This window comes from Methanosarcina sp. (genome assembly GCF_035390745.1).
Taxonomy (GTDB): Archaea; Halobacteriota; Methanosarcinia; order Methanosarcinales; family Methanosarcinaceae; genus Methanosarcina.
In genome coordinates, this window is the sequence record NZ_DAOOUJ010000073.1 from 1 (window position 1) to 12,877 (window position 12,877).

A 12,877-nucleotide genomic window follows, 5' to 3' on the forward strand; every position below is an offset into this window, starting at 1 on the left:
TTTTTTCTATAAGTTTTGGTTCTGTTTGCAAAGAGTGTTGATTTTTCATAAAATATACTCACTCTATGCGAGGGAGTATACTGCATAGCGTTATACAAATTGAAATTTATCTATTATTTTTCTTTTCTCCTGCTATGTATGCCAAGTATCACATTCAGACCTCCTAAACATGCCCACATCACAGCTACAGCTATATAGGGAGAGTAGCCACCGATAAAATATGCAATGATAAAGCCAAATGCAGCAATATAACTAAACGAGGCGATCACGAACCATATGTTTTTGAGTTCGATAAATCGCTTCTCGATGTTTGCTGTTGATTCTATAAATATCACCAAAAATATCAATTAGTCATGAGCTGTATACAGTTAATCTTAAAGCTGTATTATCTTATCTTGAAGAAGGTCGCATATTTTGCAAATTTAAGTTTTGATCCTGTTTTCATTCTATAAAGCACTTTTTCCCATCATTTTTGAACAGGTTTAACATTACTTATTCTCCTAAAACTTCCCTCCACGCCCGCATGATCACGAAGTGAGTGGATATCGAGAGGCTACTGGCAAAAAAGAAGAAAAGTATAATTGGCAGGTGCCATAAAAGCATGTTATAGATGGCGCATGTTAGCACCATCTATGAAAATTCATCGGATTATATCCTATCCGAAAATGCCATTCTGCAATAGCTCTTGTAATATACAATAGCCTGAACAGGTACTATATATGGTACTGTTTAGTTGCTTCCAACAATTCCATACGCAAATATCTGAATTTCTTCGTTTTCGGTTTTAAGCCGCTAAATCCCTTATTTTTGCATGTTTTTGCCGTGAAATCGAATTATCGGACAGCTTCTCAGGGCAGGGCAGGGCAGCCGTACGCAAATTGAGTTTAAATTTATTCAATCACACCGTCTTCAGCAGACATTCCTAAGATTTCACCATACCGGGTCATTTTCGCAGTGTAAGTTATTTTGCTTCCTTCTTTTAACTGTAATAATTTATCTTTCTGGTCATCTCTCATTTTAACAATAACATCCGAAGTCAATGTATTTGGAGAATGTTTTACCTGCACGGAATATGAACCAAAACTTTCGGATATAGCCTCCACAGTTCCAGACCATGTCACATATTTGTCCTTGTAATTTTCATTGAAAAATGTTTCTTTCTGTAATTCAGTAGCGGAAGAGTCCATATAGAGAGCAAAATCCGAAAAAGAAGTACTGACTATTTCTTTATCAGCTTCATCACTTCCTGAAGCGTCTTCATTAGTAGTGTCTTCAGGAGTACTAACTGTTTCTTCAACAGGTTCATCGCTGCTTGCAGCGGTTTCAGAAATATCACTATTTGTTTCTGTATTATCCGATGAATCAGATCCGAATACAGCTCCTAATACTATAAATAAAATAATTATTCCAAAAACACCTTTAAATAAAGTTTTTAATAAAGACAAAACTATCACCGGTTTAAAAATTAAACATTTATATATAAATGTTATGAATGGGTTCACAGTGATAAAAATTTAAAAATATTGATTCATCCAGGGTGCGCCCCATGCCCACATTCGTTTAAATGATGCTGAATAACTTCTACAATTAAAAAAAGATGTTTTTCAGGTGTGGGGATCCCGCAGCACTTTGTTAGATCTGAAGGTATCGCCAATTTCCTGTTAAAATTCATTTTAATACTTTCCACTACGCTCGCATGCTTACGAAGTGGGTAGATATCGACGGTTGCTGGCAAAAAAGAAGAAAAGAAGAATCGATAACTTTATTCATAAGCCCCCTTCTAAGCAAAAATTGTGTTGCAGAACAATGTTATCAAGAATCTCTATTAACAACGAACTCACTCATTCCAGACCCCACTTCTTCCTGAACTCAATCTTCTGCTGGCTGTTCATCCAGTGGCTTCCGTCACAGTAGGGCTTGTTCTCTGATTTCCCGCAGCGGCAGAGGGTTACTCTGTTCCGGGATTCGTACATGCTGCCATCTGCAGATTCAATGAGGATACCGCCTCGAACCCAGAGGGGGCCTTCACAACCTTTTTGTTTGTCGTGGACCAGTACAATAGATGGTTCAAATTCTTTTTCAAAGGGTTTGCCTGTCTTCCTGTCCCACAGGACCAGCCGTCCCGACGGGCAGATCATGGCTTCCTCTATTGCGGTTTGTCTGGCTTCCGGATCGTCTGATTTTTGTACAAGACTCCTTATTCCGCCAGCCCGCTGGCAGAAACGGGAATGATCGCAGAGCTCGCAGGCATCGGTGAGTTTCAGGTCAGGACCTTCAAAAGTTTCTGCTCTTTCCATGTAAGGCTTTCTGCTGGCTGTTTCGCTGCCGTCAAAACCGATCTTGCGGTGGGTCCCATCACAGAATGGCTTATTTTCGGATGAGCCGCAGCGGCATAAAATATAGGCTTCCCGCCGGGGGTATTCCTTTACATCAATTAATTCTCTGGTGTGGCCGGTGTCATCGGTGACAATTACCTGTTCCAAAAGCGGCACTTCACCTGTAACGCGATACGGCCCATCTTTGATTATCTTAATCCTCATTTCTTTCTCAGTGGCTGCCATAATAATCCCCCATTACTTCTTATAATGCAGTACTGGGTGTTTAATCTGACTATTATTTCTTCGTTTTTGCCTGTCCCGTACCAGCCACCAGAACCTGGAAGATTGCTATCCAGGATACAATATCCAAGAGGATAAAATATATTTTTAGTCCTTTATCTCATCTATTCAACAACAGATTGTCTATTCCAGCAAGAACAGGTCGAGTTAAATACAATCTTTCTACGCTAATATGATATAGAATTGTAACAAATATTAAAAGAAAAGCGTGTGAAAACCGAGCCTGAGTGACCATGAGACAATTTCTAGTAGCTATAACAAAAGAAGATGACTTCTTTATTGCCAGATGTCCTGAGCTCAATGTGACTTCTCAGGGTGAAACCCTTGAAGAAGCCGAAGAAAATATTAAAGAAGCTATAGAACTGTACATTGAGAGCTTCGGGACTGAAGACCTTTCGCAACAAATTTCCAAACCTTACCTGACACTCGTGGAAGTCTCCAATGTCTAAATTACCAGTTGTATCCGGAAAAGAACTTGTAAATGTATTGGAAAAGGTTGGATTTGTTGTTATAAGACAAAAAGGAAGCCATGTATCACTTCAAAAGATAACTGATGAAAAGGCTTATAGAACAGTTGTTCCTTTGCATACAAAACTTGCTAAGGGAACACTTCTTGACATTCTTCATCAGACTGGCTTAAGCAAAGAAGAATTGATTGACTTACTCTAAGAGTTATTTATGGGAGAAGGAGCCAGTGCAACGTTTTTTTAAATTAATCTGAAACTTCCCTCCACGCCCGCATGCTCACGAAGTGAGCAGATATCGGGCGGTTGCTGGCAATATACAAGAAATCTTTTTCCATTAAATTTTTCAGTAATACATCATATTCAATAGGAAAAGCTGATTGGTAGTGATTCTTTAAAAATAAAAAGAGAAAGTGGATTTTATTACCAAATCAACATATTTTTATGCTAACTGTAAGTAAAAAATCTGATGGAAAATCAGCCCGATACTTAACAGTATCAGTCGGTCAGAGGTTTCTAACTCAAAGAAAAACTTCTTATTCTTAAAGACCAATTTGGTTGTCACTGTACTTTCCTCATTAAATTACTCAGGGAATGTACTACCATACATTCTCTGAAAAATATTCGTTTTTCTGCAACAATCATATTGTAACGAGACTATAAATAGCAATATGCGTCGCTTGATGCATGCATCATATGACAGACATCGCTCGATATGGATTTTAATTTTCAATAAAAAAGTTCGTGCCGTTTTCTCTCGTACCTTCTCATTGTTTTGTTGCAGAAATAAAAATCACAACTTAGGGATGAGCTCCTATCCCACTCTCATATTCGGTATAGAAACGCCGAATAATTTCAACAATAAAAAAGAAAAGTTTAGGCGTAAGGATCCCTTAACGCCTTGTTAACACCGAAATTCCTGCGCTCTTCCAGTGTCTTCCTGTTCTTGTCTATCTTTTCCTTTGCGAGCTTCGTGAGAAGTTCTAGACCGGGTTTAACATCCTCGATAGGCTTTGTCTCGAACATTCCCGCAGCTACCGCCTTTGACCAGACTTCGTTCCCCTTTTTGGTGCGGATAAAAACCGTGGACCACCCTTCCGGGCTTCCGACCGAGCCTGTTGAAATGTCACCCAGATTGGACACATAATCGAGGCAGACGTGGCAGCCGGGCTGCTCGTACTTGTGGGTCGCCTTGAGAGGCACGGTGGCAACGTTCCCGCGCTCGGTGTGGACCCAGAACTTGCCCTTCGTGATCTCCATCTTCTTAACTGAGCCGAGACTCTGAGCCGCGTGGTCCTCAACAATCGTCTGCAGGGACTTGTAAGGGAAGTTTTCCATGCAGAAGAGCCCTACTGTGAGTGCGACCTTGCCTGGCACGTCCCTCATATTGATGGGATAGAGCTGAGCTTTCCTGACCGCCTGCATCTGGCAGCAGACGCCTGTGACTCCTACCTTATCGAGGCCGAAAGAGCGGGTCGCTTCCTTGAGCCAGGAGATCTGGGGGCTGATGCTGTATTTCGTCCCCTGTGCCTTGAGGATGTCCTCGCGGCTCATTGCGACAACCGGTTTTGGCTCCCAGGGACGGTCACCCTCGCCTGCAACAATAGTCCCGTCTATGATTCCTTCCTCGAGGGCATAGACCATGAGGGTGGTTGCGATGCCTCCGTCCTGTGCTTTTTTGAGGATCTCTTTGTCCGTGCTCCGTGCAGAAACGCAGGTGATGTATTTGCCGAGATATGGATCTGAAATCATCTCTCTCACCTCACTTAAGCGCTCCAGCGATTAACTCGCTGATTTCCTCGAATTCATCCATCACTTCGAAGTTGAAGAACGATCTTGGGCAGGCGCCGTAGCAGGAACCGCACTTGATGCAGAGGTCACGTTCGCCCTGAGGCTTCCCGAACTCGTAAGTAATCGCCCGCACCGGACAGGATGCAGCACAGGTTCCGCAGCCCATGCAGAGGCCCTGGTTGATCACTTCGTTCATCAGGTCGCAGAAGCATCCGGTCGTGCCGCGCTTCGCAAGGTCCATGAGGGGCTTTAAGTATTTGCCAGCAAGCGCCTTCTGGTCCTCGTTCCCTTCCAGGAGCAGGTACGCCATTACAGCGACGTTCCTTATGAGCTCCGGGCTCGGGGGGCATCCGGGGATGTATAAATCCACATCGATAAGATCCCCGATTGGTAGGAAAGACTCGTGCTGGGGCTGGTTGTGCTGCCCGCCGCGGCTGAAACGGGTTATGTTCCCGTAGCTTGAGCAGGAGCCGAGGGCCACCACAATCTTTGCCTTCTTCCGCGTCTCTTTTATCTCCTCTACCGATTCGTGGTCCTGAATGCAGACCGACCCTTCGACGAGCGCCACGTCCATCTCCGGGATATGCCGGACATCCGCAAGCGTCAGGCTGTAGACGAGGTCGGCATAGTCGTCCAGAATTTTGATAAGTCCCAGGTTGTTGTCGGCCAGGGACACGAGACAGCCTGTACAGCCGCTCAAATGTACATGCCCGAGCTTGATTTTCTTTGCCATGGTTTTGCCTCCTTTGTAGCTTCCACCTTCTTCTCCATCGCAGCCTGAACGGTACTTTCTTTCCCGCTCACGGTCTTCCTGATGGAGTTAAGCATTTCCATAATTCATCCCGATTTCCTTCAGTATCTCGGATACAGCGTCCGGAATGGCTCTCTGTACCTCGTCTGTAATCCCTATGACCATCTCTGATGCAGAAACGTATTTCTTCTGGCATGCAAGGACCCGGATCCGGATATCGTCCTTGATGCTCTGGAGCGGCTCAGTCAGGTCCCATGAGTGGGCATCGCAGTAGCTACCCGCGGGAAGTTCGTCAACGGAAAGCCACCTGAGCTCGCCTGGTTCGCCCCCGAAGTCCGCAATGTCCACGATGATAAGAGTCTTTGTGGACTCGGGATTGAGGAGGGTAAAGACGAAATGGGGTCCTCCGAGCCCCGCATCAATAACAGTGACGTTTTCCGGGAGCTCGATATCCTTCAGATTCTCCACTACTGCGGGCCCGAACCCATCATCAGCATATAGCGGGTTTCCGCAGCCTGCCACCACGATTTCGGAGTACAGAGTTTCCATTTCCTTCACTGGATGAGCCTCTGAGCGACTATTTTGTTCTTCTCGTCTACCACAATCATGTGGGTTGCACACGAGACGCACGGGTCATATGCCCGGACAACCATCTCGGCAATCTGCCAGGGAGCTCCTTTCAGAGCGCGGCTGCAGGTTGGGAAATTCCATGTGGTAGGAACAAGCATCTCGTACCATAGCACCTTCCCGTCCTTCACCCTTGCAAGGTGGACATCTGTCCCTCTCGGTGCCTCGTTTGCAGCCCAGCCCATTGACCCGTCTCCCTGAGGGATGTGGTCAGCTAGAACCTTGCCTGATGTATCCAGCTTGTCAAGGCACTTGAGAATGGTATAACAGCAGTCCGGGTACTCCATCTGCCTGGCTATGTGCTGGGCGAAGGTGCCTTTCTCATCGAAGTTCTTGAAGGCAGCTAACCTTGCTCTCGGACCGACCTCAACCGGCTGGCCGTCGTAGGTAGGAACACTGTTGCAGGCTTCCATCTGGGGATTGGCTCTGGTGCCGATCTTCGTGGTACCGCCTATTGGGTAGTTTGGGTCCTCAAGATCAATGGTCATCTCACCCATATACCAGTCCCATGGCCGGTTCTCTTTCCAGCGGGAAACATCCCATGTGGGCTTATCGTCCAGACTGGATGAGCCGTACATCGGGGATGTGGCCATGACTCCCTGGTTGTGGTATCCGAGTTTCCTGGGAACAGGAATCTTCTGGCCCCCTACGTCGACGAACTCCCGGTTCTGCATATTCCTTATGACATCGAGCATGAATTCCATCTGCTCATGGGCAAGGACGAGACCTTCTTTTGCCAGATCGGCCATCTTCTGTTTTGCCAGTGGGCTCACATTGTGGTACATCCCGCCGATCCTCGGGTTGGAGGGGTGGATTGCTTCTCCGCCTGCTATGGCTCCAATGGCCTGCCCGATTTCGCGGATGCGGATAATCCTTGCAGCAACGCTCCTGATAGGCTCTTCCCTGGAGAACGGGTTGAACTTTGTTTCCGTCCCGGGTATGTAAAAGTCAGGGAGGATCAGGATGTTGTGCAGGGCGATGCTGTGGAGGCGGTTTGCGGCATGGAGAATCACCCGCAGGAGTTTTGCATCCGTGGGAATTTCACAGCCAATAGAAGCCTCCATGGCCTCAATGCTCGCCAGGGTGTGGGCGATGGGACAGATACCGCAGACGCGGGAGGCAATCTTCGGGACCTGTTCCATTGTCTTACCTATGGCGAGTTTCTCAATACCCCTGACAGGGGTGATGGAGAGCCAGTCTCCTCGCTCAACAATACCCTGATCATTCACCTTCAGGGTGAGCTTGGAGTGGCCTTCATGTCTTGTGGTTGGAGAGATCTCTACAACTTTCGAAATAGTATCGCCTCGTTTTCGATTCTTGTTTTTGCATTTTCCCTTTTCGGAGAGTCACGGTTATAGTGACTTAATTATAGTGGCTTAATGTTACACTCTGGATATCGAGTTCAGACAGGTTCGTAAGCTAATGATGCACTCCAGATGAAGTGAATATCTTCCGTACCATTTCCAGTCCCCGTCAAATTACTGAAATTCTTAAATGGTGGAAAGCCTGATCTCTTAAAAAATATCCCAAGGTCATGGAGCAAGAATGAGGGTTAAAGTTAATCGTCATCCGTTGCCTTTAATACCCCTTTAAATAAAATTTCTTCTAAAAAAATATCCTTTCATATATATAATTTTCTAAATTTAGTCAAGTTATGAGAAGTTATGACAAAATAGGTGGCGGAAACCCATACACGTTAAAATATAATAATAAATAAAAAATAATCATTTTATAAAAGTTTCACTCAATGTAAAATTTCAACCCCTGTTTTCAATGATCTCGCTTTTCTCTGCCTCCTGTTTTTCTGGGGACGGAAAAATGATGCCTTTTTGACCTGATATACATAGCCCTCAGTGCACGAATAATTTTTTAATATTCTACCGGATACCGGATAAACAATGCAAGAACCGGACACAATATTGTCGGAATAATCAACAGAAACATTGCATCAGAAAGTGACCCCATCACATCAGCAGCCCATCCGATAACTGCAGCTCCTATCCCTCCAACGCCCATGCAAAGCCCCAGAATAAGACCCGATGCGAAAGCGACGTTTCCGGGGAGAAGCTCCTGCGTCATAGTAACCGATGTCACATAGCAGAAACAGGCAAAAAAAGAGTACATCATAATCCCAAAATACATCAGCCAGCCGTTTGCAAGAAAAATAAGGGCAAACAATGGCACTGCACACAAAAGACCCAGAACAAGCATCAATTTGCGCCCGAAGCGGTCTGAAAAATACCCTCCTGCAATCTGGCCTCCGACTCCAAAGAACAGCATGATAGTTACTATAAGAGACGTTGTCACCGTATCAAACTCCTGATATTCGAGAGTTAGAAGCGCTGGCAGATATGTGATCAGCCCCACGTATGCCCAGGCGCGGAGAGAGCAGATTATCACAACCAGTCCTGCAGGAGCCCACCAGAATTTTCCCTTATCCACAGGCTGGCTTATTACTGCTTTTGCCGGCTTTTCAAAAACTTTTTCATCCATATATCTGAGGTCGTTCCGGTAAATCCACGCTGCTCCTAAAATGCCCGGAATCACCATCCACACAACTGATGGAAGACCGGCAAACTCAATCAAACTCCCTGCAATAAAAGGCCCGATAGAATAGCTGATGCTGCCGCTGGTTGTAAATATCGAAGTGTACATCCCGCGTTTTGCCGGGGGGCTTAACCGGTAAACCAGATCCATTGCTGAGGGATGAAACAGCGCATGTCCTACTGCAGCTCCCATTACCAGCATGAGAAGGAGCAGATAACTGCTGGTGAAACTGGTAAGACAGATCCCCAGACTGCCAATTGAAACACACATAGGGACACTTGCACGCCAGCCGGTTTTATCGCTGTAGAGGCCAACAAACGGCTGGGTTACTGAAGATACTACATTAAATGCGGTGACAATAAGACCCGCAAGAAAATAGGACAGACCCATTGTACTGATTAGAAATGGAAGAATTATCGGAAGTACAGGGGTATAGAGGTCTATGAGAAAATGTCCGGTGATTGCCCCGAGAAGCTTTTTGCTAACAGTTGCAGTAATGTTAATCCCTTCATGGATACAAAGTAATTCTTTTAAGAGCTGTACAGGAACCTGTTTGCACAGGACCTGTTGACAGATAATGAGGCAAAAGGACAGAACCTCAGCCTGGTGCCGTAACCCGATTCGCCAAAGAAAGATCATAGTTTCCAGCACTTAATTCAGATGGGATGGCATTGGAATAGGCCACTCGAATAGTTTATTAGATCTCAAAATCTTCTAATTGTGCAGCCATATCTTCAGCGGCAGAAAGATTTGCAGAACGTCTGGTATAAATAAGAATTTCAAATGAAAAGGTTCAACATTGTAATACATTTTTCTATCTGAACCTTTTGTGACCTCCGTCTCATCAAAGAGCTCAATTTTGAAATATTTTTGCTCATCATCCGCACTATGTGAGAATCTATGAAAGTATAGATGAAGTTAGGATAAAGTTCGGATAAAACAGGGTGAGCAATAAAGTCCTCTGCATGTGCCTGAAGCTTCAGACAATTTGCCCACACGAAACTGCGAAGATCCAGAAAAAAGGTAATCAAACCTGACTTCTTTTCTTTGCAAGAATCATATGCGGAGGCTGGATATACGATGCTGCATGACCCTCAGGATCATTTCGTTCAAGAAACGCATCGTAATCGTCCAGAAATCTCCACGAAACAACTTCAAATCCATGAGACTTTACGAGGGCAGTTATTCTCTCAGGCGTATTGTCCTTCGCAAGGGGCAGATTCGGCTTAACATCAGCATACAGCTCTTCAAACCGGGAGTTTCTGCTGCCTGTCTTCTCTGTCCCGTCGGGGTTTTGAAACCACATACCATCAATTATCATCATAAAGCCCCCGTCTTTTAACAGCCGGTAGTGTTCATCCAGAAACTTATCAGGTTGAGGAAGAGTCCAGAGAAGATACTTGCTAAAAACAAAATCATACTCTCCGTCTTTGAGAGGAATTTCTTCTGCATCTCCCCGCACCAGCGAAATATTTACTCCCTTTTCTCTGGCATTTGCAGCTGCTTTTTCAAGCATTTTTTCTGACAGATCAACACCTGTTACATCATGCCCCATGGAAGCAAGAGAGATTGCAAGAATTCCGGGTCCCGTTCCAACTTCCACTGCACGTACTTTTTTATCCGTCAGCAGAATTTCAGAAAAAATGGATTTCCAGATATCAATTTCTTCATCCATACATTCAGCATATTCCGTGTGATAATCAGAACTTCTGAAGTCCCAGTATTCTAAGATTTTATCTTTCATTTTCTGTCCCTCAAGTAAAATCGGTACCATACTGCCTCTGTCCGGAACAGTATGATACATTGTCCACTTTTCTTCATCTGCCTCAAATCATTCAAGATCAATTTTTGATGGAATTACTGTCAACTCTTCTGGATTTTCCTTCCGCCTTTACTCTGTATGCATCCGGCGCGTAAAATTGCCGCGAAAACAGTAATTGATACGATGAGTGCCGGAGTGACAGCCCGTAATTTTGTCATTTTTCTCATTAAACTACACAGTTTAGTAAGAATATTACAAAATATAGTGTTACAATATATAATGATATTGATTTTTGATCCTCTTAATTAACAAAATAATAGTATTTAAGCGTGTTATCTCATAACATAATTAAGATAAATAGCAACTAGTTCAGGCATATATTCTGAATATTACCGGAAAATCAGTCAGTCAACTGACCTGTACACGAGATCTGGAATGAAGAGCGAATAAAAACCTCATATTTTTGTGCTTTTGGCTCCACTCTGGCAGCTTGCCCTCTGCACCTCACGAATTATGCTCAGAACTTAAATTAATAGACTGATTAAACCCGGCAACACAGTATCTGTCAATGCCGATGAAGATTACTGGACATTTCCGAATTCAGAGAATTCGATATTTCATCACCAATATCCACACAGAATAGAATGAAATCACTCAATTTATATACTACCACACATAACTAAGTTAAAAATAATGTTACTAATATACTAAATATTTATCCACACTGGTGTTAATGGTGAAATTTAAAGTGCCAAAAATAGAACTCACCATCCCAAAAGTTGCCGTAATTTTGATTGTGGCGCTGCTATGTGCAGGATGTGTTGAGACTGAAGCGACTGAAGGGACTGAAGAAAAAGTTCTCCGTGTTGTTTTTAACGAAGGTCCGGATACCGGAGGAAGTCTTGATCCTGCCAACGGCTGGACAGGGTGGTACGTCCATCAGGCAGGCATCTATGAAACACTGTTCTATTATGATGCAGACATGAACCTCATGCCCAAACTTGCATCTGGATACAAACAGCTAAACGATACCGACTGGGAGATCCAGCTCCGTGAAAATGTCACCTTCCACGACGGAACAAAAATGAATGCAGATGCGGTTCTCTTTTCGTTGAACAGGGTACTTGACCCGTCAAACAGCAGATCATCAGAGTATTCCTTTATCAAAGATGTACGAAAAACCGACGAGTACACCATTGTAATCGAAACCAATGACACTTATGCTCCCTTAATCGCATCCCTTGTAGACCCTGTCATGTCTATCGTCAGCCCCGGCATTGTTGACGCAGACAAACAGCCGGTTGGGACAGGTCCTTTCAAGTTTGTTTCCTTCGAACCGGGTGCAAGCCTTGAAATTGAAAAGAACCCTGATTACTGGGGCGGTGAGGTCAAAGCTGACCGCATACTTATTCAGTACAACAAAGACAGCACTGCCAGGACCATGCTGATAAAATCAGGAGATGTTGACATTGCAAGAGACCCTCTCCAGAGCGAGTATTCAGCACTTCAGTCCAATCCTGATATAAACGTCACTTCCAGAGAAACGCTGCGGACGTATTTCCTGTATGTAAACGGCGGCAAAGCCCCATTCAATGATACCAGAGTCCGCCAGGCCCTCTCCTATGCAATCAACCGGCAGGAAATCGTTGATACAGCACTTGAAGGAGTTTCCGGTATTCCGGCAAAGGGAATATTCACAAATACCATGCCGTGGAACGCAAACGATCAGGTAGAATCCTATGAATATAACCCTGAAAAAGCTCTGGAACTCTTCGAAGAGGCAGGAATAACGAAAGGCACGGACGGCAAACTCTACTATAACGGTGAACCGCTCACCATAGAAATCCAGACCTATACAAAACGTGCAGCTCTTCAGCCGAGTGCGGAAATCATCGCCTCACAGCTGGAAGACATTGGCATTACCTCAACCGTGACAATTCTGGATAGTGCTGCACTTACAGAAAACGCGGTATCCGGAAACTATGACTTTTCATTTGCCGCGTGGAGTACGGCACCTACCGGAGACCCTGATTACTTCCTCTCAAGCCACTATCTCTCAACAGGAAATTATGCGTCCAACTGGCTCCGCTATTCCAATCCTCAGGTAGATGAGTGGATTCTTGAAGCAAGAACCGAACCTGACGGAAAGAAACGTGCTGAGCTGTATGATAAAATTCAGGTGCAGATTCAGGAAGATGCAGCAATACTGCCCATCTTCTATGCCAACGAAATCTATGCACTTTCATCAGATGTTGAAGGCTTTGTGATGTATCCAAATGAGTATACAATCATCACAAAGGACATCGGATTTGCCTGA

12 protein-coding genes are annotated in these 12,877 nt (G+C 44.6%); 3 read left to right on the forward strand and 9 right to left on the reverse strand.

Annotated features, from left to right (window positions below):
• Nucleotides 1–890: 890 nt before the first annotated feature.
• Both PLL47_RS13075 and PLL47_RS13080 read right to left on the reverse strand, forming a co-directional pair.
• Nucleotides 891–1,454 carry an OB-fold protein gene (locus tag PLL47_RS13075; RefSeq protein WP_324446786.1) on the reverse strand — a complete coding sequence of 188 codons (564 nt, stop codon included), beginning with the start codon at nt 1,452–1,454 and terminating at the stop codon, nt 891–893.
• A gap of 387 nt (nt 1,455–1,841) precedes the next feature.
• Entirely contained in the window at nt 1,842–2,561 is a 720-nt protein-coding gene (locus PLL47_RS13080) for a CDGSH iron-sulfur domain-containing protein (RefSeq protein WP_324446788.1), read from the reverse strand.
• Between the two features lie 290 nt (nt 2,562–2,851).
• Between PLL47_RS13080 and PLL47_RS13085 the strand changes: the two genes are divergently transcribed.
• Nucleotides 2,852–3,067: a type II toxin-antitoxin system HicB family antitoxin gene (locus tag PLL47_RS13085; RefSeq protein ID WP_324446790.1), complete on the forward strand. Its 216-nt coding sequence runs from the start codon at nt 2,852–2,854 to the stop codon at nt 3,065–3,067.
• Complete coding sequence (locus PLL47_RS13090; protein ID WP_324446792.1) at nt 3,060–3,287, forward strand: type II toxin-antitoxin system HicA family toxin; 228 nt, start codon at nt 3,060–3,062, stop codon at nt 3,285–3,287. Before PLL47_RS13085 ends, PLL47_RS13090 begins: the two co-directional genes overlap by 8 nt.
• 671 nt (nt 3,288–3,958) lie before the next feature.
• On the opposite strand, the gene frhB is transcribed toward PLL47_RS13090, so the two are convergent.
• From frhB to PLL47_RS13125, 7 genes are all read right to left on the reverse strand, one after another.
• Nucleotides 3,959–4,834, reverse strand: coding sequence for a coenzyme F420 hydrogenase subunit beta (gene frhB, locus PLL47_RS13095; RefSeq protein ID WP_324446794.1), 876 nt, complete (start codon nt 4,832–4,834; stop codon nt 3,959–3,961).
• Nucleotides 4,835–4,844: 10 nt separating this feature from the next.
• Entirely contained in the window at nt 4,845–5,606 is a 762-nt protein-coding gene (frhG, locus tag PLL47_RS13100) for a coenzyme F420 hydrogenase subunit gamma (RefSeq protein WP_324446796.1), read from the reverse strand.
• The gene (locus PLL47_RS13105; protein ID WP_324446798.1) at nt 5,570–5,707 is read right to left on the reverse strand and encodes a hypothetical protein; all 138 of its coding nucleotides are present in this window, start codon (nt 5,705–5,707) and stop codon (nt 5,570–5,572) included. Before PLL47_RS13105 ends, frhG begins: the two co-directional genes overlap by 37 nt.
• Nucleotides 5,694–6,173, reverse strand: a complete 480-nt coding sequence (frhD, locus tag PLL47_RS13110) for a coenzyme F420-reducing hydrogenase, FrhD protein (RefSeq protein WP_324446800.1) — start codon at nt 6,171–6,173, stop codon at nt 5,694–5,696. Before frhD ends, PLL47_RS13105 begins: the two co-directional genes overlap by 14 nt.
• Before the next feature lie 5 nt (nt 6,174–6,178).
• Nucleotides 6,179–7,546 carry a coenzyme F420 hydrogenase subunit alpha gene (gene frhA / locus PLL47_RS13115; RefSeq protein ID WP_324446808.1) on the reverse strand — a complete coding sequence of 456 codons (1,368 nt, stop codon included), beginning with the start codon at nt 7,544–7,546 and terminating at the stop codon, nt 6,179–6,181.
• A 574-nt stretch (nt 7,547–8,120) separates the two neighbouring features.
• Nucleotides 8,121–9,437, reverse strand: coding sequence for an MFS transporter (locus PLL47_RS13120; RefSeq protein ID WP_324446802.1), 1,317 nt, complete (start codon nt 9,435–9,437; stop codon nt 8,121–8,123).
• Between the two features lie 388 nt (nt 9,438–9,825).
• Entirely contained in the window at nt 9,826–10,542 is a 717-nt protein-coding gene (locus PLL47_RS13125) for a class I SAM-dependent methyltransferase (protein WP_324446804.1), read from the reverse strand.
• Nucleotides 10,543–11,308: 766 nt separating this feature from the next.
• Here PLL47_RS13125 and PLL47_RS13130 point away from each other — a divergent pair.
• A complete protein-coding gene (locus PLL47_RS13130; RefSeq protein WP_324446806.1) occupies nt 11,309–12,877 on the forward strand; it encodes an ABC transporter substrate-binding protein in 1,569 nt (522 codons plus the stop codon).